This window comes from Salegentibacter sp. UBA1130, from assembly GCF_002311535.1.
GTDB lineage: Bacteria > Bacteroidota > Bacteroidia > Flavobacteriales > Flavobacteriaceae > Salegentibacter > Salegentibacter agarivorans.
Genome location: NZ_DCAP01000031.1, coordinates 136,481 through 160,166, shown reverse-complemented (window position 1 = coordinate 160,166; position 23,686 = coordinate 136,481). Strand labels below are relative to the sequence as shown.

23 protein-coding genes and 1 riboswitch are annotated in these 23,686 nt (G+C 36.7%); of the genes, 18 read left to right on the top strand and 5 right to left on the bottom strand.

Annotated elements, in window-relative coordinates; translation table 11 throughout:
• Position 1 precedes the first annotated feature (1 nt).
• Positions 2-1,288 (bottom strand): PQQ-dependent sugar dehydrogenase, encoded by a 1,287-nt coding sequence (locus tag B4F31_RS12470; protein ID WP_075326237.1) that lies wholly within the window; start codon positions 1,286-1,288, stop codon positions 2-4.
• 156 nt (positions 1,289-1,444) lie between these two features.
• Here B4F31_RS12470 and B4F31_RS12465 point away from each other — a divergent pair, with 156 nt between their 5' ends.
• Complete coding sequence (locus B4F31_RS12465; RefSeq protein ID WP_286761416.1) at positions 1,445-3,196, top strand: M14 family metallopeptidase; 1,752 nt, start codon at positions 1,445-1,447, stop codon at positions 3,194-3,196.
• Here B4F31_RS12465 and B4F31_RS12460 read toward each other — a convergent pair.
• The gene (locus B4F31_RS12460) at positions 3,164-3,787 is read right to left on the bottom strand and encodes an NUDIX hydrolase (protein ID WP_075326235.1); all 624 of its coding nucleotides are present in this window, start codon (positions 3,785-3,787) and stop codon (positions 3,164-3,166) included. The two genes, B4F31_RS12465 and B4F31_RS12460, sit on opposite strands and share 33 nt — an antisense overlap.
• A 7-nt stretch (positions 3,788-3,794) precedes the next feature.
• On the opposite strand from B4F31_RS12460, the gene pyrE reads away from it, so the two are divergent.
• Both pyrE and B4F31_RS12450 read left to right on the top strand, forming a co-directional pair.
• Complete coding sequence (pyrE, locus tag B4F31_RS12455; protein ID WP_075326234.1) at positions 3,795-4,439, top strand: orotate phosphoribosyltransferase; 645 nt, start codon at positions 3,795-3,797, stop codon at positions 4,437-4,439.
• Positions 4,439-4,831, top strand: coding sequence for an SRPBCC family protein (locus B4F31_RS12450; protein ID WP_075326233.1), 393 nt, complete (start codon positions 4,439-4,441; stop codon positions 4,829-4,831). Before pyrE ends, B4F31_RS12450 begins: the two co-directional genes overlap by 1 nt.
• Before the next feature lie 90 nt (positions 4,832-4,921).
• Here B4F31_RS12450 and B4F31_RS12445 read toward each other — a convergent pair whose 3' ends face one another.
• The gene (locus B4F31_RS12445; RefSeq protein WP_286761415.1) at positions 4,922-5,653 is read right to left on the bottom strand and encodes a biotin--[acetyl-CoA-carboxylase] ligase; all 732 of its coding nucleotides are present in this window, start codon (positions 5,651-5,653) and stop codon (positions 4,922-4,924) included.
• 95 nt (positions 5,654-5,748) lie between these two features.
• Here B4F31_RS12445 and rsfS point away from each other — a divergent pair, with 95 nt between their 5' ends.
• From rsfS to B4F31_RS12415, 6 genes are all read left to right on the top strand, one after another.
• Complete coding sequence (gene rsfS, locus B4F31_RS12440; RefSeq protein ID WP_075326231.1) at positions 5,749-6,120, top strand: ribosome silencing factor; 372 nt, start codon at positions 5,749-5,751, stop codon at positions 6,118-6,120.
• A gap of 24 nt (positions 6,121-6,144) precedes the next feature.
• Positions 6,145-8,214 (top strand): ATP-dependent zinc metalloprotease FtsH, encoded by a 2,070-nt coding sequence (ftsH, locus tag B4F31_RS12435; RefSeq protein WP_075326230.1) that lies wholly within the window; start codon positions 6,145-6,147, stop codon positions 8,212-8,214.
• A gap of 99 nt (positions 8,215-8,313) precedes the next feature.
• Complete coding sequence (locus tag B4F31_RS12430; protein WP_075326229.1) at positions 8,314-8,925, top strand: LUD domain-containing protein; 612 nt, start codon at positions 8,314-8,316, stop codon at positions 8,923-8,925.
• Positions 8,926-8,928: 3 nt separating this feature from the next.
• Positions 8,929-9,732, top strand: coding sequence for a phosphatidate cytidylyltransferase (locus B4F31_RS12425; protein WP_075326228.1), 804 nt, complete (start codon positions 8,929-8,931; stop codon positions 9,730-9,732).
• Complete coding sequence (locus B4F31_RS12420) at positions 9,722-10,378, top strand: phosphatidylserine decarboxylase family protein (protein WP_075326227.1); 657 nt, start codon at positions 9,722-9,724, stop codon at positions 10,376-10,378. Before B4F31_RS12425 ends, B4F31_RS12420 begins: the two co-directional genes overlap by 11 nt.
• On the top strand, positions 10,371-10,664 hold the full coding sequence (locus B4F31_RS12415; RefSeq protein ID WP_232228816.1) for an acyl-CoA-binding protein: 294 nt from the start codon (positions 10,371-10,373) through the stop codon (positions 10,662-10,664). Before B4F31_RS12420 ends, B4F31_RS12415 begins: the two co-directional genes overlap by 8 nt.
• A gap of 26 nt (positions 10,665-10,690) precedes the next feature.
• On the opposite strand, the gene B4F31_RS12410 is transcribed toward B4F31_RS12415, so the two are convergent.
• Positions 10,691-13,321, bottom strand: coding sequence for a valine--tRNA ligase (locus B4F31_RS12410; protein ID WP_286761414.1), 2,631 nt, complete (start codon positions 13,319-13,321; stop codon positions 10,691-10,693).
• Between the two features lie 137 nt (positions 13,322-13,458).
• Between B4F31_RS12410 and B4F31_RS12405 the strand changes: the two genes are divergently transcribed.
• From B4F31_RS12405 to murB, 3 genes are all read left to right on the top strand, one after another.
• A complete protein-coding gene (locus B4F31_RS12405) occupies positions 13,459-13,848 on the top strand; it encodes a DUF1573 domain-containing protein (protein ID WP_075326224.1) in 390 nt (129 codons plus the stop codon).
• 270 nt (positions 13,849-14,118) lie between these two features.
• Positions 14,119-15,309, top strand: a complete 1,191-nt coding sequence (locus tag B4F31_RS12400; protein ID WP_075326223.1) for a pyridoxal phosphate-dependent aminotransferase — start codon at positions 14,119-14,121, stop codon at positions 15,307-15,309.
• A 3-nt stretch (positions 15,310-15,312) separates the two neighbouring features.
• On the top strand, positions 15,313-16,326 hold the full coding sequence (gene murB / locus B4F31_RS12395; RefSeq protein ID WP_286761413.1) for a UDP-N-acetylmuramate dehydrogenase: 1,014 nt from the start codon (positions 15,313-15,315) through the stop codon (positions 16,324-16,326).
• A 98-nt stretch (positions 16,327-16,424) separates the two neighbouring features.
• A riboswitch (TPP riboswitch) is annotated at positions 16,425-16,511 on the top strand.
• 136 nt (positions 16,512-16,647) lie between these two features.
• On the opposite strand, the gene B4F31_RS12390 is transcribed toward murB, so the two are convergent.
• Positions 16,648-17,268, bottom strand: coding sequence for a fasciclin domain-containing protein (locus B4F31_RS12390; protein ID WP_286761412.1), 621 nt, complete (start codon positions 17,266-17,268; stop codon positions 16,648-16,650).
• A 231-nt stretch (positions 17,269-17,499) separates the two neighbouring features.
• Between B4F31_RS12390 and B4F31_RS12385 the strand changes: the two genes are divergently transcribed.
• The 6 genes from B4F31_RS12385 to B4F31_RS12360 all read left to right on the top strand — a co-directional run bounded on the left by B4F31_RS12385 (position 17,500) and on the right by B4F31_RS12360 (position 23,627).
• The gene (locus tag B4F31_RS12385; protein WP_075326220.1) at positions 17,500-17,709 is read left to right on the top strand and encodes a membrane or secreted protein; all 210 of its coding nucleotides are present in this window, start codon (positions 17,500-17,502) and stop codon (positions 17,707-17,709) included.
• 5 nt (positions 17,710-17,714) lie between these two features.
• Positions 17,715-18,818, top strand: a complete 1,104-nt coding sequence (locus B4F31_RS12380; RefSeq protein ID WP_286761411.1) for a glycosyltransferase — start codon at positions 17,715-17,717, stop codon at positions 18,816-18,818.
• Positions 18,809-19,381 carry an RNA polymerase sigma factor gene (locus tag B4F31_RS12375; RefSeq protein WP_083634160.1) on the top strand — a complete coding sequence of 191 codons (573 nt, stop codon included), beginning with the start codon at positions 18,809-18,811 and terminating at the stop codon, positions 19,379-19,381. Before B4F31_RS12380 ends, B4F31_RS12375 begins: the two co-directional genes overlap by 10 nt.
• 73 nt (positions 19,382-19,454) lie before the next feature.
• Positions 19,455-20,333 carry a lipoyl synthase gene (gene lipA / locus B4F31_RS12370; protein ID WP_075326218.1) on the top strand — a complete coding sequence of 293 codons (879 nt, stop codon included), beginning with the start codon at positions 19,455-19,457 and terminating at the stop codon, positions 20,331-20,333.
• Positions 20,334-20,350: 17 nt separating this feature from the next.
• Positions 20,351-21,361, top strand: coding sequence for a type I glyceraldehyde-3-phosphate dehydrogenase (gene gap, locus B4F31_RS12365; protein ID WP_286761410.1), 1,011 nt, complete (start codon positions 20,351-20,353; stop codon positions 21,359-21,361).
• A 40-nt stretch (positions 21,362-21,401) separates the two neighbouring features.
• Positions 21,402-23,627 (top strand): tetratricopeptide repeat-containing hybrid sensor histidine kinase/response regulator, encoded by a 2,226-nt coding sequence (locus tag B4F31_RS12360; protein ID WP_286761409.1) that lies wholly within the window; start codon positions 21,402-21,404, stop codon positions 23,625-23,627.
• The last annotated feature ends 59 nt before the right edge of the window (positions 23,628-23,686 follow it).

The following is a 23,686-nucleotide window of genomic DNA, read 5'->3' as shown; positions in this document are numbered from 1 at the left end:
TTTATTCAGCTGAAACTTTCCAGATTACATTTGCATCGTCATCATTTACCAAAAGAGCTCCGTCTGGAGTAACTGTAACTCCTACAGGTCTCCCGTGGACTTTACTTTCTGCTTCATCAGCTATAAATCCGGTAAGAAAATCTTCGGGCTGGCCTGGTTTTCCATTTTCATCAAAAGGCACAAAAATAATTTTGTAACCGGAGAAAACGGCCCGGTTCCAGGAACCATGCTGCCCTACAAAAGCACCGTTTTTATATTTTTCAGGGAATTTATCTTTGGTGTAAAATGCCAATCCTAAAGATGCGGTATGTGGTCCCACGGGTACATCTGGTACAATAGTTTTTTTCACCAACTCCATATGTGGATCATCGGCCCAGCGAGGATCCTGAATTTGCCCAAAATAAGAATAAGGCCAGCCATACCAGCCGCCTTCTTTTACGCTAGTAATATAATCTGGCACTAGATTATTTCCAATTTTGTCTCGTTCATTTACGGCAGCCCAAAGTTCCCCAGTTACCGGGTTCCAGTCCATTCCAACAGGATTTCTTAATCCTGAAGCATAAATTTTCTCCCCACTTCCGTCGGTATTAATTTCCAGAATTGCGGCACGTCTTTCTTCTTTATCCATTCCGTATTCACCCACGTTACTGGCAGAACCTACGGACACATAAATTTTACTTCCATCTTCATTAGCGAGTAAATTACGCGTCCAGTGATTATTATACCCACCTGCAGGAAGACTAAGAATTTTCTCTCCTTCAGCTTCAATTTTCATATCCCCTTCAGTATATGGATATCGGTAAAGTCCGTCGGTATTGGCAACGTAGAAATAATTATCTAAAACTAACATTCCGTAAGGTTGATTTAAGTCATCCAAAAATACATCCTGATAATCTGGATTACCATCACTATCTTTATCACGAATTAAGATAATCCTGTCGGCGCTGTTTTTTGTATTAGATTCAACAACAAAAATATCACCGTTAGGTGCGATATAAGTTCTACGCGGATGCTTTAAGTTTTCTGCAAACATCGTCACTTTAAATCCCGCGGGCGCCTGTGGTTTTTTATCTCCCCAGCCAATAACTTCACTCTCTTTAGTAACAGATTCTGAAGAAAAAGGTGGCACTAACCTAAGTTCGCCAATTGCAGTTTCTACTACGTCTGCAGGTTGTTGCGACAGTTCTTTTTTCTTCTCTTCACTAAGGTCTGTATTTACCTGAGCCTGGGCCGGAATGGCTAAGCAGCAGGAAAGAGAAAGGCCTATAATTGTAGTAAGCTTTTTCATAATTTCAGCATTTTAGTTTAAAATTAGCTTTTAATATTTCGGCTGAAAAGTTTTTAAAGCAGATTAGGTTTACTTTAACAAACGCCAATTAGTCCAAGTTTTTTGGTGGCTAGGCACGTTTTAGTTAAGTTTATACTTTCAATTGCAAAGGATACTATGAAAAAAATTCTCGTTTTGAGTGTGGGGCTACTTTCGCTGATTTCCTGCGATTTAGAAAAATATCAATTAGTTACCGATTATGATCTTGAAACCCGTTTTGAAAAAAGTGGTGGTAAAGAAACCGGTACGTATGACGAAATTATTGATTTTTACACCCAACTTGCTGAAAGCTCTGGCAAAATAAGCCTGGAAGAATTCGGAAAAACTGACAATGGCGAACCGCTTCATCTTGCCATTTACAGCCCAAATGAAGATTTTGATTTTGAAGAATTAAGAGAAGAAAATAGTATAATTCTAATAAATAATGGAATTCACCCGGGGGAAAGTGATGGGATAGATGCAACGATGATGCTCTTTAGGGATCTGGCGGGAGATTCTATTAAAACTCCAACAAATACCGTTTTAGCAACAATTCCTGTTTATAATATAGGTGGCGCTTTAAACCGAAATTCTACCAGCCGAACCAATCAAAATGGTCCTGCTGAATACGGTTTTAGAGGAAATGCGAGAAACTACGACCTAAACCGGGATTTTATAAAAGCCGATACCCGAAACACCCGAAGCTTTTACGAGATTTTTCACCACGTAAAACCCGATATCTTTATTGACAATCATGTAAGTAATGGCGCCGATTATCAATACACCCTCACCCATCTTTTTACTCAACATAATAAACTTGGCGGCGAGCTTGGTGCTTATTTAGATGAACAAATTATGCCTGCGTTAGAGGATTCATTAGCTAAAAAAGACTGGGATATTACGCCTTATGTGAATGTTTTTAATGAAGTACCTGAAGAAGGATTCTCGCAGTTCAACGATCATCCTCGTTATTCTACAGGTTATACCACGCTTTGGAACACCATTGGAATGATGGTAGAAACACATATGCTAAAACCTTATCCAAAACGTGTAAGAGGAACATATGAGCTGATTCGCAGTATGATTGGCATTGCTGAAAATGACAGGGAACGCATGAAAGATATTCGCAACCGGGCCTCCAGGAAATATCTCACAGATCGCTGGTATCCTATAAATTTTAAACCTGATACGGAAAATCCCAGCCGGCGCAGTTTTAAAGGTTACGAAGGTGAAATGATTGCCAGTAAAGTTACCGGTGGCGAACGTTTAAAGTATGACAGCAAAAAACCTTTTACCAAAGAAATAGACTACTATAATAATTTTATTGCTGAAGACACTATTGAAATTCCCCGGGCTTATATTGTTCCGCAAGGATGGTGGCAACTCACCGATCTTTTAAAGCTGAACAAAATTAAACTGGAACCACTACAAAGCGATACCACTTTATATGTTGAAACTTATAAAATAGAAGATTTTAAAACCAGAGATCAGGCTTATGAAGGCCATTATATGCATAGTGAAACCAAAGTTTCTAAAAAGATGGATTCAGTAAGGTTTAGAAAAGGAGATTTTGTGGTTAAAACCTTTCAGGAAGGTGCGCGCTATTTAATTGAAACTTTAGAGCCAGAAGCGCCGGATTCTTTCTTTAACTGGAATTTCTTTGATACCGTTCTGCAGCAAAAAGAAGGGTTTTCACCTTATGTTTTTGAAGATATCGCTAAAAAAATGCTTGATAAAAATCCCGACTTAAAAGAACGTTTTGAAGAAAAGAAACGTAATGACGCAGAATTTTCAAACAACTCTTACTACCAATTAGACTGGTTGCATAAACAATCTAAACATTATGAAACGGCGCATTTACGCTACCCTATCTTCAGAATGCCTCGTTAAATATTTTTCAGAAAAAAGAAGTTTAATATTTGCATAAGATTTTTGAAGGGCCTTTTGGCTTTTCTTCAAATCTTTCCATTTTGCTTTTTCAATTCCTTCTTTGGTTTCGGGCCTCAATTCTCCATCATAAGAAGTACGCATCTCGTACCAATGGGTAACTTTAAGCCTGTAACGTCCTTTTCGTTTAAATATATGGTAAGTTTTCTGTAGAAATTTAGTCACTTTTAAACCTTCAACCCCCGTTTCTTCTTCCACTTCTCTTATCGCAGAAGCTTCTATAGTTTCGTTTTTTTCAGTCTTACCTTTTGGAAGATCCCAACGTTTTTTTCGGTAGATAAAAAGAATTTCATCTTTATCGTTTAAAACCATTCCGCCGGCGGCGGTAACCACGCGTAACTTTTTAAACAAATGCTTTAATAGTTTTTCTTCTTTTTCGTGGTAAAGATTCACATAAAGCAGTTCACCTTTAGTAATCTTTTTAATTATCCGCTTAATTCTAACCTTCTTAATTGGCAGTGATACATAGTTTTCACCTAAATCTTTCTTTGTTGAGAGAATTAAGGGAATATCATTTACAAAAACTTTATACATTTGCAGTATGATTTTAAATAAAGAAACAGCCAGAACAACTGCTGAACTGTTATTGCAAATTAAAGCAATAAAATTAGATGCACAAGAACCATTTACATGGGCCAGCGGTTGGAAATCGCCAATATACTGCGATAACCGAATAGTTCTCTCCTATCCGCCAATTAGAAATCACATAAGGGAACAGTTTGCACGCCAAATTGAAGAGCTTTATGGAAAACCTGATGTTATTGCAGCGGTAGCAACAGGCGCCATTGGTATTGGGATGTTGGTAGCCGAGATTTTAAGTCTTCCGTTTATCTATGTTCGCCCAGAAGCTAAAAGCCACGGACGAAAAAACCAGATTGAAGGAAATCTCTCTGAGGGCCAAACCGTGGTGGTAATTGAAGACTTAATTAGTACCGGAAACAGTAGTTTAAACGCGGTAAAAGCTCTAAAAGAAGCCAAAGCTAATGTAAAAGGTATGCTTGCCATTTTTACTTACGGTTTTAAAACTGCCGATGAAAATTTTGAAAAAGAAGGAATAGAATTACATACGCTTAGCGATTATGATTTTTTATTGGAAACTGCACAACGCACCAATTATATTAATGCAACTGAAGCCGGTATTTTAAGAGAATGGCGTCAGGATCCCGCAAACTGGAAAAATAAATAATGGATATAGAAAGCCCAAAAGTTACTGCAGATAAAAGTCAGCAGGAAATGTTCAATTTTTTGACCAAGGTTGAGAATTATGAACAATTAATGCCTGAGAGCAAGGAAGTATTTGAAGTTAGAGATGAGAAAACTTTTGTTTTTGGCCTTAAAGGAATGCCCGTTATAAAATTAGAAATCCAGGAAACCATAGAGCCAGAATTGGTTGTATTAGGTTCTACATCAGATAAATTTGATTTTAAATTAAAAGCGCATATCGAAGCTTTAAACGAAAATCAAAGTGAAGTGAAGATGGAATTTAATGGTGAATTTAATGCGATGATGGCGATGATGGTGAAAAAACCATTAACCAAATTCATAAATACTTTAGCTGAAAATATTGGGAAGCTATAAATTTTAAAAGGCTGTTTGAATGTTTTTTTATTCGACTTAGAACCTGAAACAAGTTCAGGTTGATGGAAATAAAGCCTTCAAACAGTTTTTTTAATACATCAGTTTAATTTCTTTTAAATCAAAGGTTTTAAAAACCGAATCTTCTATTTCCAAATTCAACCTACCTGAAGTGGTGACACCGCGAATAATTCCCGTGAGATAAGTGTCATCTGGCAGTTGAAAGGTAGATACCAAATCCCGCCTAAACATATTCCTGGCATATTTTTCTAAAATTGAGGCTTCAGTATCAGCATTAATTTGAGTTAATTTATCTTCAAATTCATCGGTAATTCTTTTTAATAATTCATCCAGGTTAAAATTATTCCCAGTGACTAATTTTAAGGAAGAAGCCTGTGGAAGGCCGGGAAATTCAGTTTGATTCACATTTAATCCAACTCCAATTATAGAAGCTACTATTTCATTATTTTTCAGGATGTTTTCAATAAGAATTCCGCTAATTTTATAGCGTGCTGACATTATGTCGTTAGGCCATTTTACCTTTAAGGCAGGCACATTAAATTTGTTTAACACTTCAATAATTGCCAGTGAAACGGTGGCGCTCATTAAAAACTGATGGTTTACCCCAACTTTTATTTTTGGATATAAAACGCTAAAAGTAAGGTTTTCCCCTGCATTTGAAACCCAACCAGACCCGCGTTGGCCGCGGCCTTTGGTTTGCTCCTGGGCCACTACACATATAGGCTCAAAAGAGGTATTGCCCCGGTAGAGCTCCCGGGCAAATTCGTTAGTAGAATTGGTGGCATTAACTTTGATTATACGCATAGTAATAGTAAGAAATGAAACGGGCGTTAAATGTTATGTAAACTAAGCCTATAAACAGCTAAAAAGTAATAACTTTGCGAAAATAATTAATTTTAATGGCAAAAAAAGAAGCGAACAACGATCAACTTATTGCGCATATAATTAAAGGAATTGAAGAAGTAAAAGGTAACGACATTGATATTCTTGACCTTAGGCAAATAGAAAATACCGTATGTGATTATTTTATAATTTGCAACGGGACTTCCAACACACAGGTAAACGCCATTGTGAATTCCATCCAAAAAACTGTAAGTAAGGCTCTTAAAGACAAACCCTGGCACGTAGAAGGCGGAGAAAATGCAGAGTGGGTACTTTTAGATTATGTAAACGTGGTTGTTCACGTTTTCCAGAAGCATATTAGAGAGTTTTACGATATTGAAAGTCTTTGGGGTGATGCTAAAATCACTTCCATAGAAACCAATTACTAATTATTTAATTTAGAATTACCAAGAATGGCGAAACAGCAACCCAAAAAAAATACAGATCCCAAGAAGCCCAAGTTTAATGCTTACTGGATCTATGCCGCTATAATTATTATATTTATAGGAATCAATTTCTTTAGTGGAGGCGGTTTTAGTGAACCAGCGCAAACCAATCCGGCTGAATTTCTATCTTACCTTAGAGACGGTGATGTAAAAAAGGTAGAGATTGTAAACCGAAAACAAGCTAAGGTTTATCTAACCGAAGAGGCAGCACAAAAAGATATACATAGGCAAGCTAACGATCCCGAACTTTTTAACACCGGTGGTGAAACTCCGGCTTATAGTTTTGAGTTTGGTGATTTGCAAAACCTTGAAGACGATATCAAGGAAATAAAAGCTGAAAATAATTTAGATACCACTGTTGTTTACGATACGCAAAGTAACGTAATGAGCGAGATTTTCTGGGCATTATTACCCTTTATCCTCATTATTGGTGTTTGGATTTTTATAATGAAAAAAATGAGCTCTGGTGCCGGTGGCGGTGCGGGAGGCCAGATTTTCAATATTGGTAAATCAAAAGCAAAATTATTTGACCAAAATACCGATGTAAAAACTTCTTTTAAAGATGTTGCCGGGTTGGAAGGCGCAAAAGAAGAAGTTCAGGAGATAGTAGATTTCCTTAAACATCCAGAGAAATATACTTCGCTAGGTGGTAAAATTCCTAAAGGAGCTCTACTTGTAGGACCTCCGGGAACCGGTAAAACCTTGTTGGCAAAAGCAGTTGCAGGAGAAGCTAAAGTGCCTTTTTTCTCACTTTCTGGATCAGATTTCGTAGAAATGTTTGTAGGAGTTGGTGCTTCAAGGGTTCGTGACTTATTTAAGCAAGCCAAGGAGAAATCACCTTCCATCATTTTTATTGATGAAATTGATGCTATTGGACGTGCCAGAGGAAAAAGTAATTTCTCGGGTTCTAACGATGAACGTGAAAATACCTTAAACCAGCTATTAACAGAAATGGATGGTTTTGGAACCAATACTAACGTTATTGTAGTTGCCGCAACCAACCGTGCCGATGTTCTGGATAAAGCGCTAATGCGTGCTGGAAGATTTGACCGACAAATTTATGTTGATCTTCCAGATTTAAATGAAAGAAAAGAAATTTTTGAAGTTCACTTAAAGCCACTTAAAAAAGTAGCCGAAGAACTTGATACTGAATTTTTAGCAAAACAAACTCCGGGATTCTCTGGAGCTGATATTGCCAATGTTTGTAACGAAGCTGCACTTATCGCTGCACGTAAAGGCAATAAAGCGGTAGGAAAACAGGATTTTCTTGATGCGGTAGACCGTATAGTGGGAGGACTTGAGAAAAAGAATAAAATAATTACTCCAGACGAGAAGAAAGCAATTGCCTACCACGAAGCCGGTCACGCGACTGTAAGCTGGATGTTAGAGCATGCTGCGCCACTGGTAAAGGTAACTATTGTTCCGCGTGGACAATCACTTGGTGCCGCCTGGTATTTGCCTGAAGAACGTCTTATTGTAAGACCAGAGCAAATGCTGGATGAAATGTGTGCTGCCCTGGGTGGACGTGCCGCAGAGAAAGTGGTTTTTGATAAAATTTCAACCGGAGCTTTAAGTGATCTTGAAAAAGTAACTAAACAAGCTAAAGCAATGGTTACTATTTATGGGTTGAACGATAAAGTTGGAAACCTTACTTATTACGATTCTTCTGGCCAGAGTGAATATAATTTCACCAAGCCATATAGTGAAAGTACATCTGAGCTTATTGATAAAGAGATTTCAAATTTAATTGAAACCCAATATCAGCGAGCCATAGATCTACTTACCAAACATAAAGATAAACTGGGACAGTTAGCCGATATTCTTCTTGATAAAGAGGTAATCTTTAAAGATGATTTGGAAACTATCTTCGGAAAAAGACCTTATGATAAGGACAAGGAAAAAACTGAAGTTTTAGGAAAGAAAGAAGAAACTCCTAAAATCGAAGAAAAAGCCGCTGAAACCGAAGAACAAAATCCCACCCCCGGAAGTGATTCTGAAGAGAACACGATAACTGAAAATAATTCAGTTAATAAATAGTTCACAATCACGGTTTAAAAAATCTTAATTTATCTAAGTGTTAAATTAAGATTTTTTACCTTTGGTTAAAATGACGTTGAGAACCACACCCAAAACTCTATGAGTCTATTTAGAAGATTTCTTAACCCTAAATCTAAATCAGACAAAAAACAGGAATCTCCTGAAAAAGCTGAGCGGGGAAAATACATGCCAGAGGTAAAACTCCCTACTGATGAGCGCTTTATGCTCAATTTTAAAAATAATGGGGGTAAATTTCTCTATTGTGAAGACAATAAAGAGATGCAAGAAGCTTTTGATAATATTTTACTGGAAAACGATTGGTACGAAAAAGAATGTTTTTGTCTTGATCCCAATCTTCAGGATAAATTTAAAGGTTTCAACCTTAGTTTTACCAGGTCTGGTTCGGCTCCATTCTTTCTTTCTACCTGTGAGTACCTGGTAGCAAACGATGGTTCTATACTTATTTCTTCTAACCAGATTAAAGAATGCAAACTCAACGATTTACCCGATAATTTTGTTATTATTTCTTCTACAAGCCAGTTAATAGATACAATTGGCGAAGGCCTTCGCGGCATTAAATTTAGAAACAAACAGCGAATTCCTTCTAATATTACTACCATCAAAAATTTTGAAACGCAGAAAGAAGGTGATTTTATGAGCTATGGAAGTAGTACAAAAAACCTATATTTGCTCCTGCTGGAAGATTTATAACACATGAGGGAAGCTATTATTAGAACTATTTCAGGATTGTTGTACGTATCCATATTGGTGGCTTCTATACTTTCTTCAGAATTAATTTTTATCAGCTTATTTTATCTTTTAGGACTAGTTTGTCTTATAGAAATGCAAAAACTTCTGCATTTAAAAAGCTATGCACTTTATGGTGTACAAGCTTTACTTTTTTATCTTTTCAGCTATTTAAAATTTAATCAGGATGCTACAATCCTGTTGCTCTTTATTACCATATTCGTAAACTTATTTCTTGTAAAAGATTTACTGGTAGTAAGAAAAATACCTGTTTTTGAAAAGAAGAAGTATATCATTATTATTTTTTACCTAATTTCTTCGGTAATTTTTCTCACGCTAATTCCAACCATAGAAGGCGTTTTTATTCCAAAATTGGTAGTAGGTATTTTTATCCTGATTTGGACTAATGATACTTTTGCTTATATTGTTGGTAAGAATTTTGGAAGCAAAAAACTCTTTGAACGTATTTCTCCCAATAAAACTGTAGAAGGTTTTCTGGGCGGAGTTATTTTTAGTGGTGTAGCCAGTTTTTTTATATTTTATTACACCCAGTTCCTCACCTTCCCTATCTGGCTGGGAATGGCCATAATACTTAGTGTTTTTGGAACTCTTGGAGATCTTATTCAATCAAAATTTAAACGGCAGGCCGGTGTGAAAGATAGCGGCACCTTAATGCCAGGACACGGCGGCTTGTTTGACAGATTAGACAGTATTATTTTTTCGAGTCCATTTGTATATGCTTATCTATATATTCTAGATTATGTTTCATAAAGAAGGTTATAAAATAATGGCGTGGGCAGCTTTGCTGCTTATTGCAATAAACGTGGTATCTTATTCGTTAATAAATACATACTGGATAAAATTTGCTATCCTGGTAGCCACCATAATACTGTTTTTTCTAATTATTCAATTTTTTAGAAACCCAAAACGGAATACACTTTTAAACGATGCTCACGTCGTTGCTCCGGTAGACGGAAAAGTAGTGGCCATTGAAGAAGTAGAAGAGAAAGAATACTTTAAAGACAAACGTTTGCAGGTTTCTATTTTTATGTCACCAATAAATGTGCACGTAACCAGGCATCCAATTGGTGGAAAAGTAAAATACAGTAAATATCACCCCGGGAAATTTTTAGTGGCCTGGCATCCAAAATCCAGTGAAGAGAATGAGAGAACAACGGTAGTGGTTGAAAATGATATTGCCGGCGAAGTTTTATACCGGCAAATTGCCGGAGCAATGGCAAAAAGAATTGTAAACTATGCTGAAGTTGGAAATGAAGTAATCCAGGGCAGTGACAGCGGATTTATAAAATTCGGTTCTCGGGTAGATGTGTTTCTACCTTTAAACACACCAATTTCGGTGAAACTTAACCAGAAGGTAAAAGGTGGGCTAAGTGTAATAGCCAAAATTGATGAATAAGCAGTACGTTATGCCTGAAACAACAGATGAAAAATTTTTAAAAGCCTATGATATGGCCAGCAAAACCACGCAAAAATTTGCGCCAGATGTTATGCTTCATTTCTACGCCTATTACAAGAAAGCCACTCAGGTAAACGGATTTTACGTCCCGCCTACCAACGAAGGGGATCTTAGAAATGCTTTTAAAATAAACGCTTTATTACAGGTGAAAAATTTAAGCAAGCAGGAAGCTCGCGAAAAATATGTAGAACTTGTAGAAGAACATATTGGCGAAGTAACCCCATAGCTACCTCGCCAAAATCTCCCTTAATTTTATTTTAAACTTTTTAAGCTGGCTTTAATCGCTTCAATTTTAGCTTCAGCATCTGCCTTTTTCGCTTTTTCTATAGCAACCACTTTTTCCGGGGCGTTATTTACAAAACGCTCATTAGAAAGTTTCTTTTCCACGGAATTCAAAAAGCCTTGATTGTATTTTAATTCTTCTTCCAGTTTTTCAATTTCAGCTTCCACATCTATTGAACCGGCAATTGGAATAAAATATTCATTAGATTTTACACGGAATGAAAGTGCACCTTCAACCTGCTTATCTACATAGCTAAAAGCATCTATATTTCCCATTTTCAAGATTACGGGATCAAATAATTCTGAAGCTTTTTCATTATTCATCACCATAAGATCTATGGTATTTTTGAATGAAATATTCTTCTCTTTCCTTATTTTTCTAATTCCCGCAATAACTTCTGAAGCCAAAGTAAACTCATTGATTATTTCTTCATTGAAATCTTTAAGCTCAGGCCATTTTGCGATAATTAAAGCTTCAGATGCTTTTCTTTCGGTAATTTCATGCCAAATCTCTTCGGTTACAAACGGCATAAAAGGATGAAGAATCTTTAAATTATCTTCTAAAATTTCTATTACCGCTTTATATGTTTTTACATCTATAGGCTGCCCGTAAGCGGGTTTTACCATTTCAAGAAACCAGGAACAGTAATCGTCCCAAATTAATTTGTAAGTGCTCATTAAAGCATCACTCATTCTGTATTTAGAGTAATGGTCTTCAATTTCTACAAGCGTTTTTCTAAACCTGGCTGTGTACCAGTCTATCGCGATTTTAGATGTTTCGTCCTGCTCTTTTTCTTCGGAAACTTCCCAGCCTTTTACCAGCCTGAAGGCATTCCATATCTTATTTGAAAAAGCACTTCCTTGCTTACATAGGTCTTCCTCGAACATTAAATCGTTCCCGGCAGGAGAACTCAATAGCATTCCTACCCTAACGCCATCGGCGCCATATTGTTCAATTAGTCCCAGCGGATCTGGTGAATTCCCCAGCGACTTAGACATTTTTCTACGTTGCTTGTCCCGTACAATTCCCGTGAGATAGACATTTTTAAAAGGACGCTCACCTCTATATTCATAGCCTGCCATAATCATACGTGCTACCCAGAAAAATAAAATTTCGGGGGCGGTAACAAGATCGTTGGTAGGGTAGTAATATTTAATTTCTTCATTTTCTGGCTCCAGAATACCGTTAAAAACGCTCATTGGCCATAACCAGGAAGAAAACCAGGTATCCAGTGCATCTTTATCCCGAATTAATTCTTCAGCCTTTAGATCAGCATTCTCTGACTTTTCTCTTGCTTTTTCCAGGGCTTCTTCAGCAGTTTCAGCAACTACAAAATCTTCTTTTCCACTTCCGTAGAAATAAGCGGGAATCTGTTGCCCCCACAAAAGCTGACGTGAGATATTCCAGTCCCGCACATTTTCCATCCAGTGCTTGTAGGTATTCAGAAATTTATCTGGCACCAGGTTAATTTCATCGCCAACCACGGCATCAATTGCCGGTTTAGCCAGCTCCTTCATTTTTAAAAACCATTGATCGCTAAGTTTTGGTTCTATTACCGCACCGGTACGCTCGCTGGTTCCTACTTTATTAATGTGCTCTTCAGTTTTGGTAAGCACACCCATTTCTTTTAATTCTTCTACAATTTCTTTTCTGGCCTGGAACCTGTCTTTGCCTTCATAATGCATTCCGTGGGCATTTAGGCTGGCATCATCATTAAGAATATCAATTACCTCCAGGTTATGCTTATCTCCAAGCATTTTATCGTTCTCATCGTGTGCCGGCGTTACTTTTAAACACCCGGTACCAAATTCCACATCTACATATTCATCTTCAATAATTGGAATTACACGGTTGCAAATTGGCACTATTGCTTTTTTCCCTTTTAAATGTGTAAAACGTTCATCGTTTGGATTGATACAAATCGCAGTATCACCAAGAATAGTTTCAGGACGTGTGGTAGCAATAGTTAAAACATCATCACTGCCTTCTACTTTATAATTTAAATAATAAAGATTTCCCTGCTTTTCAATATGAATCACTTCTTCGTCAGAAAGTGTGGTTTTCGCTACGGGATCCCAGTTTACCATTCGGTAACCGCGGTAGATAAGACCTTTTTCATATAGATCTACAAAAACCTTAATTACAGAGGCTGACATATTATCATCCATCGTAAACTTGGTTCGGTCCCAATCACAGGATGCGCCCAGCTTTTTTAACTGCTCTAGGATAATACCACCGTGCTTATGCGTCCAATCCCACGCGTGTTGTAGAAATTCCTCACGGCTAAGATCGTTTTTATCAATTCCTTCAGCCTTTAATTTTGCTACTACTTTAGCTTCAGTTGCAATAGAAGCGTGATCTGTTCCCGGCACCCAGCAAGCGTTGAAGCCCTTTAACCTGGCGCGTCTCACCAAAACATCCTGAATGGTATTATTCAGCATATGGCCCATGTGTAAAACCCCGGTCACGTTTGGCGGCGGTATTACAATGGTGTAAGGCTCACGCTCATCTACTTCAGAATGAAAATACTTGTTTTCCATCCAGTAGTTATACCATTTATCTTCTACTTTTTTTGAATCGTATTGGGAAGCAATCGCCATATTTGGTCTGGTTTTTGAAAAATAAAGGCAAAAGTAATTATAACTTAAGGATTATAAAAGAAGTTGATTTGAATATAATTTTGAGTGTACGTCATTTCAACTTATCTTTACCTTTCGTTTATTAAAAACCAGAAATTATGAAAAAGTTAATCGCAATTGCCATTTTTGTTGTTGCCGGGTTAGGCACAGCAATGGCGCAGGAAACAGCCAAAATAGAATTCAAGAGTGAAACTATTGATTATGGCGAAATAAAAAAAGGAAGTGACGGTGTTCGCGTTTTTGAATTCACCAATACGGGGAATGTTCCATTGGTTATTGCCAATGTAACTTCAAGTTGTGGGTGTACAATTCCAAAGAAACCAGAAGAACCAATTCAACCGGGAGAAACCGGCGAAATCCAGGTAAAATATAACACTCAACTTGTGGGCCCAATTAGAAAAACGGTTACCGTTTATTCTAATGCCGAAGAAGCCACAAAATCGCTTAAAATTAAAGGTAGAGTTATCGAGGACGATAGCAGCCGTTAATTTTAAGATGAAGAAATAAAAAGCCGTTTGAAATGTTTTTATAAAGTCATCCTGAGTTTATTTCAGGATCTAAAATCTTAGAAGCTGAAACCATCCTAAATCGATGGGAACAGCCTGACAGAAATAAGACTTTTCAAACGGCTTTTTTACGCTCATAATTGTACATTTCATCTTAAAAATGTACATATTTTTTTCAGGCCGATTATAACATAAATAGGCCTAAAATTTTAAAGGAATTTTGCATTTTTGCACAGTATTAAAAACAATCTCATGCCAAGTATTTCAAACAAAGGGCGCAATATGCCCGAATCTCCCATAAGAAAACTAGTTCCTTTTGCTGAAGCAGCAGTAAAAAAAGGAAAAAAAATCTACCAGTTAAATATTGGGCAACCAGATATTGAAACACCTAAAGCAGCATTAGACGCGGTTAAGAATAATGATATAGATGTTCTTTCTTATAGCCATTCTGCGGGTTTTGTATCTTATAGAACCAAATTAGCGAAATACTATCGTAAGAATGATATCCCGGTAGATGCTGAAGATATTATTATAACCACCGGAGGTTCAGAAGCTTTATTATTTGCTATGGGAAGCATTACCGATCCCGGCGATGAAGTTATAATTCCCGAGCCTTTTTATGCAAATTACAACGGATTTGCTACAGCTTCAGGAGTTGATATCGTGCCTATAAAAGGATCTATTGAAGATAATTTTTCGCTTCCTGCTATTTCAGAGTTTGAGAAATTAATTACCAATAAAACTAAAGCGATCTTGCTTTGTAACCCTGGAAACCCAACCGGGTATCTTTATACGCGTGATGAAATTCAGCAGTTGGCAGATTTAGCAATAAAACACGATTTGTTTATTGTTGCAGATGAAGTTTATCGTGAATTCGCTTACGATGGGGTTAAGCATCATTCAATTATGAGCATTCCCGGCCTTGATCAAAACGCTATTATGGTAGATTCTGTTTCTAAACGTTACAGCATGTGTGGTGCAAGAATTGGCTGCCTGGTTTCAAAAAATAAGGAAGTTATGATTGCCGCAATGAAATTTGCTCAGGCAAGATTAAGCCCGCCTACATTTGCTCAAATTGCCGCTGAAGCCGCATTAGATACTCCAGATGAATATTTTGAAGAAGTAAATAAGGAATATACCGAGCGAAGAAACCTTTTAATTGAAGGTTTAGAGCAAATTCCCGGGGTAAAAGTAGCAAAACCCAAAGGTGCATTTTACTGCATCGCAGAATTGCCCATTGAAAACGCCGATAAATTTGCTCAGTGGTTACTTGAAGATTTTCAGTATAACGGGGAAACAGTAATGGTAGCTCCTGCTAACGGCTTCTACTCTACTCCAAATACCGGTATGAACCAGGTGCGAATTGCCTATGTTTTGAAAAAAGAAAACCTGGAAAAAGCCATAGAAATTCTAAAAATAGCCCTGGAAGAATATAATAAATAGGCTATGCAGGTTGCTGAAAATTTTTCACTGAAAGAACACAATACTTTTGGAGTAGATGTAAATGCCCGGAAATTCGTCTCGGTGCATTCTACTGATGAATTGCGTGATGTTTTACAGCAAACCTATGCCTCAGAAATTTTTGTACTTGGCGGCGGCAGCAATATGTTGCTTACCCAGGATATAGATAAAACAGTGGTTCATATTGGCATTAAGGGAATAGAACTTATTTCTGAAAGTCGGGATGAAGTAGTTTTAAAAGTTGGTGCCGGTGAAAACTGGCATCAATTTGTGCTTTATTGTATAGAAAAGGCTTACGGCGGATTAGAAAACCTTTCCCTAATACCTGGAAATGTGGGCACAGCACCCGTTCAAAATATAGGAGCGTATGGCGTGGAACTCAAAGATACATTTGAATCTTGCGAGGCTATGCGAATACAAACCCTGGAAATTGAAACTTTTAACCTGCAACAATGTGAATTTGATTATCGTAATTCAGTATTTAAAAATAAGCTGAAGGGAGAATATATTATCACATCGGTTAATTTTAGATTAAGCAAAAAAGATCATCAATTAAGAACCGAATATGGTGCCATCCAGGCTGAATTAGATAAGAAGCAAATTAAAAAACCTAACATTAAAGATGTATCTGATGCTGTTATAAGCATTAGGCAGCAAAAATTACCCGATCCCAGGGAATTAGGAAACAGCGGTAGTTTTTTTAAAAATCCGGTGATAAAAGAGGCTGAATTTAAAAAACTTCAAAAAAAATTCCCAGAAATGCCTTTTTATGCCTTGCAGGCAAATAACATAAAAATTCCCGCAGGTTGGTTAATAGACCAGGCTGGCTTAAAGGGTTACAGACAGGGAGATGCTGGAGTTCATCAAAACCAGGCGTTGGTATTGGTTAATTATGGAAACGCTACCGGGGAAGAAATTTTAGCACTTTCCAGGGAAATTCAGGATAAAATTTATAAAAATTACAATGTCAAACTTGAACCTGAAGTTAATGTATTTTAAATATTTGTAGGAAAAAAATTAACGCTTCCCCTACAAAACCACTTCCTTAATTAACTTACAATTAGCAGTTTACATTCAAAAATAATCTTATATTTATAAAATCAATATCGGGGTGCTTAGGCTGAGATATACCCGTAAAACCTGATCTGGTTAATCCCAGCGTAGGAAATATTGAATCTGTAAAGACTTTATTGTCTTTTAAGAGAGAGCTTCATTTTCCGCAAAGAAAATGAAGCTTTTCTTTTTTAAAATAATTCCAAAAAAAATCCACCGGTAAAATATTACCAGTGGATTTTATTCAAAATCAATCTTTTTATCTAACTAAGATTCTTTTTTCTTCATTACCACCCCATCTATTAGGTGCACCATTCCGTTAGAGGCTTCAATATCTGTAGCAATAATAGTTGCTTTGTTTCCATTTTCATCTTGCAAAACAATATTGTCTCCTTCCCTCATTACCTTAAGTTCAACACCATCCAAGGTAGAAATACTTGCTTCTCCTTCGCCATCTTCAATCATTTGGCTTAGATCTGAAGCTGTTATTTCATCATCTATCACATGGTATTTTAAGACAGTAGCTAATTGGTCTTGATTTTCACTCTTCATCAATTCATCCATTGTAGCCTCGTCAACTTTTTCAAAAGCGCTATTGGTGGGAGCAAAAACCGTATATGGGCCTTCATCTTCGGTAAAAGTATCAGCTAAATCAGCATTTTGTAATGCACTTACAAGAGTGCTTAAAGAATCGGTCTCCATTGCTTTTGCAGCAATACTGTTAGACTCCATTTCCATCCGTTCTTCTTCTGCAGCCATTTCAGCCTGGCGTTCGGCTTCCTGCTGCTCCATTTTAGCTTTTTCTTCTTCTTTCTTTTTGGTATCTTCACAAGAAGTAAAACTGAAAGCAAAAACTGCCAGAAGAATTATTAAAATTTTAGTTTTCATAAATTTAGTTTTTAGTAGTTTAATCGAACTAATTTATTCTCTAATCTCGACATTTTTAGGGTTTTACGATTAAATTTTAGTTAAAGTATGTAAAGCTTATACTAATATGCGCTCTAATTTTCCCAAACGTCATTTTATTGTTATTTTTGCATTAGTAATACGCCCGATAATTTTCGGGAATTATTAAAATAAAAATCTGCTCTAAAAAAGCGATTTTAGAAAAATATAGCTATGAAATTATTATTAATAACAATAGTACTTTTAGGACTGGCCTTTGCCGGAATTGCCATAAAAATATGGGGAAAGAAGGACGGTAAATTTGCAGGAACCTGCGCAAGCCAAAGTCCGTTTTTAAATAAAGAAGGTGAAGCCTGCAGTTTTTGCGGTAAATTACCCGATGAAATGTCTGATTGCTCTGGAGAAAAAAAAGCGGCTAATTAGATTAAATGGCAACACTTTTACTGGGATTCTTCTTATTATTTTCCTTAATTATCCTGGCCTATTACCTGGCCTTTTTCGCATTTGCCAACAACACCCCCAAAAAGCCCGGGAAATTGAACCTGCCTGTTTCGGTAATAGTTTGTGCAAAAAACGAAGCAGAAAATCTTAGAAACTTCCTTCCTCCTATCCTGGATCAGGATTATCCCGATTTTGAAGTTATCGTGATTAATGATGCTTCCCACGATGAAACTTTAGAAGTTATTGAAAATTTCCAGGCCCTGGATGGCCGAGTGAAACTGGTAGATGTTCAGAATAACGAAGCTTTTTGGGCTAATAAAAAGTATGCACTGACGCTTGGAATTAAAAAAGCGAAAAATCCTTATTTAATATTTACCGATGCCGATTGCGCGCCACAAAGCGGAAACTGGATTACCCATATGGCTGCCGGATTTGTGGAAGAAAAAAGTATTGTTTTAGGTTACGGTGGTTATTTTAAAAACAGTAAATCTTTACTTAACAAGCTTATTCGGTTTGAAACTTTACTCACCGCTATTCAATATTTTTCTTATGCAAAATTAGGAAATCCGTATATGGGTGTAGGCAGAAATCTCGCTTATACCTCCAGACAGTTTTATGACCAAAAAGGCTTTGCTAATCATTTGCACTTACGTTCCGGGGACGATGATCTTTTTGTAAATGAAGGAGGCAACGAAGAGAATACTTTTATTTGTCATCATCCCGAAGCAAGCACACGAAGTGTCCCAACAACCGATTTAAAATCCTGGTTTAAACAAAAAAGAAGGCACGCCTCAGTAGCCGGTTTTTACAAAACAAAAGATAAAGTTTTACTGGGTTTATTTTACGCTTCCAGATTCTTTTTCTGGATCTTATTAGCTGCATTATTAATAATTCAATTTCAATGGCAACTTGTTTTAGGAGTTGCAGTATTCATATTACTGGTACAGGCGGTGGTCTACGCTAAATCGGCAAAAAAACTTGAGGAGACAGATGTGGTTTGGTTATTTCCGTTTTTAGAAGTATTTTTAATATTTACCCAATTTGGCATATTTATAGCAAACAGCGTTTCAAAACCTACGCATTGGAAATAAATCACGAATTGCTACTTACCAAAATTAAAGCTGCCAAAAAAGGGAGTCAATCAGCGTTTAATTATTTGCTTGATACCTTTTGGGATAACGTGTACGGTTTTCAGTTAAAAAAAACCGGCAACGCGTACGAATCTGAAGATATTACCATTCAAACTTTTTCCAAGGCATTTAATAAAATTCACACCTTTGATGAAGATTATTCTTTTAGCACCTGGCTTATTGCCATTTCAAAGAATATTCATGTAGATATGCTTAGAAAGCAAAAGTCTTCTATAAGGTCTCAAACCACTTCAGATCAAAATGACAAGGTGTACCGTATTGCTGATGAAACACCTACTATTGAAGATAAATTAATTAGCGAGCAACATTTAGCGCAACTGCTTACCGATATTAAACAACTGAAGCCTCATTACCAGGAAGTGATCAATCTTAGATATTTTCAGGAGAAATCTTATAAAGAAATAGCCCAGAGCCTTGACGAACCTATGAACAATGTGAAAATTAAACTCCTGAGAGCTAAAAAGTTACTCGCTGAAATTATTGAAGCCCGAAAATCGGTGTAAGTTATTACCGACTTAACGTTCTAATTTATGCAGTTCGGTAGATTATTGTATCTTTGAAACCTAGATTTTTGCTATGAGTACAGACACTATAAGCCCAGTAAAAGAAAAGCCAAAAGCCAAACCAAAATGGTTAAGGGTAAAACTTCCAACCGGAAAAAAATACACCGAACTTCGCAGCCTGGTAGACAAATACGATTTGCACACCATTTGTACGTCGGGTAGTTGCCCAAATATGGGGGAATGCTGGAGTGAAGGTACCGCTACTTTTATGATTTTAGGAAATGTTTGTACCCGTTCCTGCGGATTTTGTGGTGTAAAAACCGGCCGCCCTGAAACAGTAGATTGGGACGAACCAGAAAAAGTAGCCCGGTCTATTAAAATTATGGGTATTAAGCACGCCGTGGTAACCAGTGTAGACCGCGACGATCTTAAAGATATGGGTTCTATTATTTGGGCAGAAACCGTAAAGGCGATTCGCCGGATGAATCCTGAAACCACACTTGAAACCCTTGTCCCAGATTTCCAGGGAAATGAGCGTAATTTAGATAGAATTGTAGAAGTAATGCCAGAAGTTGTATCTCATAACATGGAGACCGTAAAAAGATTAACCCGTGAAGTGAGGATCCAGGCAAAATACGATCGCAGTCTTGAAGTGCTTAGATATTTAAAGCAACAGGGAGTTAATAGAACTAAATCTGGAATTATGCTCGGTCTCGGCGAACAGGAAGATGAAGTTATTCAAACCCTGCACGATCTTAGAAGTGTAGATGTAGATGTGGTTACTATAGGCCAGTACCTGCAGCCCAGTAAAAAACATTTACCGGTAAAGCAATTTATTACACCAGACCAGTTTAAGAAATACGAAGCTATTGGTCTTGATCTGGGATTTCGGCATGTAGAAAGTAGCGCCTTGGTTCGCTCTTCTTACAAAGCACACAAACATATCGACTAAGTTTTTTTCTGAAATAAATGAACAAAAGCATCAATATTGCCATAAACGGTTTTGGCCGTATTGGACGTAGCCTTTTTAGACTTTTAATCGAAAATAAGAGCATCAATGTGGTTGCAATAAACGACCTCACCGATGCTAAAACCCTTGCTCATTTATTAAAATACGATAGTATTCACGGTGTTTCTCCCGCGGAAATTTCTTCAGAAGGAAATAATATAATTGTTAATGGGCAATCAATTCCACTTTTAAATTATGCTCATCCACAAGACATAGATTGGAGTGCATATTATAAGGTTGATACAGTAGTAGAATCTACAGGAAAGTTTAAAACCGCTAAAGATCTTCAGCATCACATTGAAAATGGAGCGAAAAAAGTGATTCTATCGGTTCCACCAGAAGACGAAGAAATTAAAATGGTGGTTTTAGGAGTAAATGAACATATCCTGGACGGCACTGAAAAAATAATATCTAATGCCAGCTGTACCACGAATAACGCAGCGCCAATGTTGAAGTTAATTCACGAAAATTTTAAAGTCCAACAGGCTTATATCACCACGATACATTCGTATACTTCAGACCAAAGTTTACACGATAAACCTCATCGCGACTTAAGAAGAAGCCGGGCCGCCGCTCAATCTATAATCCCAACAACCACGGGAGCAGCAAAAGCCTTAACTGGCATTTTTCCTGATATTAGTGATGTTATTGGTGGCTGCGGAATTAGAGTTCCCGTACCTAATGGCTCTCTAACCGATATGACGATTAATGTAAGCAAACAGACCAATATTGAAGAAATCAATAAAATCTTCAAAAAAGCGTCAGACAGTTCGTTAAAGGGAATTCTTAATTATACCGAAGATCCAATAGTATCTATTGATATTAATAATAATCCGCATTCCTGTATTTTTGATGCTCAAATGACGTCGGTAATTGATGGGAAATTAATTAAGATAATTGGCTGGTATGATAATGAAATCGGGTATTCCAGTCGTCTTATCGATTTAATTTCTATCGTTAATGATAAATAACTATATTTATCTCAATTAAGCTTTTAGCTGAATTTCCCGAATGAAGAACTTTACTCTTATACTACTTCTCGCATGTTGGTGCTCGTTCGCTTATGCAATTCAGCAAGATGAAACCGAAGATTCTCAAATAACTAACGAGAGAATTCAACAATTACTTAACGATGCCGAAGTTTCGGTAAATATGCTAGATTTTGATAATGCTATTGAGCAGTTAAATTCTTCCCTGGAACTTTCAAAATCTATTAACGATAAACGTGCTATTGCACTCTCCAGCAGTATTCTCGCCAAACTTTATTACTTAAGGCACGATTTTGATAAAGCCATTACCGAGCTGCAACGAGCAATTTCGATTCAAAGAGATATTGAAGACCAAAATGGTTTGGCATATAGTTATGTGAATTTTGCCAAGATTTTAATGGGGCAAAAAGATAAGGAAAGAGCCAATCGCTACCTGAATCTTGCTGAAGAAATATATCTAAAACTAGATAACGAAGTATACCTTGGTATTGTAAATTTAAACCGTGCCATCATAATCCTTAATACTGAAAATGAACCAGCAAAAGCATTAAATCTTCTTCAGCAGGCAAGGACCACCCTTTCAGAGACCGATAAGAAATATGAACTTTCTCGCCTCTATTATTATACTGCCCGGGCTCATTTAGAATTAAAAAATTATGCATTAGCCAAAGAAAATAATAAACGTGTTTTAGAGATTGCCTATGCTCAAAATTTTGGCGGGATGATTATGTCTGCCAATAAACTAATGAGTAAGCTATACGAAGAAACCGGAGACTTTGAATCTTCATTAGTTTTTTTACAAAAAAGTTTTGCCCGTAAGGACTCTATAATCGCTATGAATAATGCAGTACTGGCCGAACAGGTTAATGCCAGGTACGGTGTAGATGCGTTACAAAGTAGCCTAAATGAATTAAGTCTTCAAAACGCAGAACAGGAAAGAAATTTAAAAGTGAATAAGCTAACCACAATTTTAAGTGTGGCTCTTATCACTATTTTATCACTTTTAACTCTTTCCCTATATAAGAATAATAATTTAAGAGCCCGCGCTAATGAGTTGCTGCAAAAGAAAAATGCTGAACTTACAAAAGCCAAGGAAAATGCCGAAAAAGCTTCGCTGGCTAAGGCGCAATTTCTCTCTACAATTACCCACGAGTTAAGAACTCCTTTATATGCAGTAACGGGCCTCACCCATTTATTGTTAGAAGAAAGCCCTACCGAAAATCAAAAAGAACATCTTAATTCGCTAAAATTTTCTGGGGAATACCTGCTTTCACTTATCAATAATATATTAGATCTAAACAAATTAGAAGCGAACAAAGTGGAGATTATGGAAGCTTCTTTTGATCTTAAAAAACGAATTTCGGATGTTTTGGTAGCTCTAAAAAATTCGGCTGATGAAAAAAATACCAAAATCCATTTTAATTACGATGATTCTATTCCGCATGAATTAAAAGGCGATCCGCTAAAAATTTCCCAGATTCTTATAAATCTTATCGGGAACTCCATAAAATTTACTGAAGACGGTGATATTTGGATTAATGTTTCTAAAAACAGTCGGGAAGGGAACTTTGTGCTGCTGGATTTTGAAATAAAAGATAATGGGGAAGGCATAAGTAAGGAGAAACAGAAAGCTATTTTTGAAAATTTCACCCAGGGCTCTACTCAAATTAACCGCAAGTTTGGAGGAACAGGTTTAGGTCTTTCTATTGTGAAAAACTTACTAAGTTTACTGGGTAGTGAGATAGAATTAAAAAGCGATTTAGGCGAAGGATCTACTTTTGCTTTTCAGTTAAAATTTGAAGCAAAAGAGGTTGAAAATCAACTTAATAACAGCCCAAGAATTGAAGCCGAGCCCCTAGAAGATAAATTAGATGGAAAAAATATTCTTATTGTGGAAGACAATAAGATAAACCAAATGATTACCCGCAAGATTTTAGAAAAGCAAGGGGTAACTTGTGAGGTGGCAGATAATGGAACTATCGCGATAGAAAAAACAAAAGAAAAAGACTACGATCTTATTTTAATGGATATCCATATGCCGGGAATTAGTGGGATTGAAGCTACAAAAGAGATCAGGAAATTTAATTCTGAAATTCCTATCGTTGCGCTAACCGCAGTAACTTTAGATGAAAACCTTGATGAATTTTTCTTAAATGGCTTTAGTGATATTATCCCAAAACCCTATAAAACTGAAGAATTCTTCCTTAAAATTAACAGACAATTAGCAATTAGGGAAAGTGCTGTTTAATCCTTTGGCACGCGCTTTGTAAATTCAGGCTTAATTGAATTATATATCAAAGAAAAACA

Bases quoted from the DNA above. Each gene is read 5' to 3' on its own strand.
- murB (WP_286761413.1), top strand. From the start codon at position 15,313: ATGCAGGTTGCTGAAAATTTTTCACTGAAAGAACACAATACTTTTGGA.
- B4F31_RS12450 (WP_075326233.1), top strand. From the start codon at position 4,439: ATGGATATAGAAAGCCCAAAAGTTACTGCAGATAAAAGTCAGCAGGAA.
- B4F31_RS12385 (WP_075326220.1), top strand. From the start codon at position 17,500: ATGAAATTATTATTAATAACAATAGTACTTTTAGGACTGGCCTTTGCC.
- B4F31_RS12430 (WP_075326229.1), top strand. From the start codon at position 8,314: ATGAGTCTATTTAGAAGATTTCTTAACCCTAAATCTAAATCAGACAAA.
- B4F31_RS12420 (WP_075326227.1), top strand. From the start codon at position 9,722: ATGTTTCATAAAGAAGGTTATAAAATAATGGCGTGGGCAGCTTTGCTG.
- B4F31_RS12405 (WP_075326224.1), top strand. From the start codon at position 13,459: ATGAAAAAGTTAATCGCAATTGCCATTTTTGTTGTTGCCGGGTTAGGC.
- B4F31_RS12400 (WP_075326223.1), top strand. From the start codon at position 14,119: ATGCCAAGTATTTCAAACAAAGGGCGCAATATGCCCGAATCTCCCATA.
- B4F31_RS12390 (WP_286761412.1), bottom strand. From the start codon at position 17,268: ATGAAAACTAAAATTTTAATAATTCTTCTGGCAGTTTTTGCTTTCAGT.
- pyrE (WP_075326234.1), top strand. From the start codon at position 3,795: ATGATTTTAAATAAAGAAACAGCCAGAACAACTGCTGAACTGTTATTG.
- B4F31_RS12360 (WP_286761409.1), top strand. From the start codon at position 21,402: ATGAAGAACTTTACTCTTATACTACTTCTCGCATGTTGGTGCTCGTTC.
- lipA (WP_075326218.1), top strand. From the start codon at position 19,455: ATGAGTACAGACACTATAAGCCCAGTAAAAGAAAAGCCAAAAGCCAAA.
- B4F31_RS12410 (WP_286761414.1), bottom strand. From the start codon at position 13,321: ATGGCGATTGCTTCCCAATACGATTCAAAAAAAGTAGAAGATAAATGG.
- B4F31_RS12380 (WP_286761411.1), top strand. From the start codon at position 17,715: ATGGCAACACTTTTACTGGGATTCTTCTTATTATTTTCCTTAATTATC.
- B4F31_RS12465 (WP_286761416.1), top strand. From the start codon at position 1,445: ATGAAAAAAATTCTCGTTTTGAGTGTGGGGCTACTTTCGCTGATTTCC.
- B4F31_RS12470 (WP_075326237.1), bottom strand. From the start codon at position 1,288: ATGAAAAAGCTTACTACAATTATAGGCCTTTCTCTTTCCTGCTGCTTA.
- gap (WP_286761410.1), top strand. From the start codon at position 20,351: ATGAACAAAAGCATCAATATTGCCATAAACGGTTTTGGCCGTATTGGA.
- B4F31_RS12415 (WP_232228816.1), top strand. From the start codon at position 10,371: ATGAATAAGCAGTACGTTATGCCTGAAACAACAGATGAAAAATTTTTA.
- rsfS (WP_075326231.1), top strand. From the start codon at position 5,749: ATGGCAAAAAAAGAAGCGAACAACGATCAACTTATTGCGCATATAATT.
- B4F31_RS12425 (WP_075326228.1), top strand. From the start codon at position 8,929: ATGAGGGAAGCTATTATTAGAACTATTTCAGGATTGTTGTACGTATCC.
- B4F31_RS12460 (WP_075326235.1), bottom strand. From the start codon at position 3,787: ATGTATAAAGTTTTTGTAAATGATATTCCCTTAATTCTCTCAACAAAG.
- ftsH (WP_075326230.1), top strand. From the start codon at position 6,145: ATGGCGAAACAGCAACCCAAAAAAAATACAGATCCCAAGAAGCCCAAG.
- B4F31_RS12445 (WP_286761415.1), bottom strand. From the start codon at position 5,653: ATGCGTATAATCAAAGTTAATGCCACCAATTCTACTAACGAATTTGCC.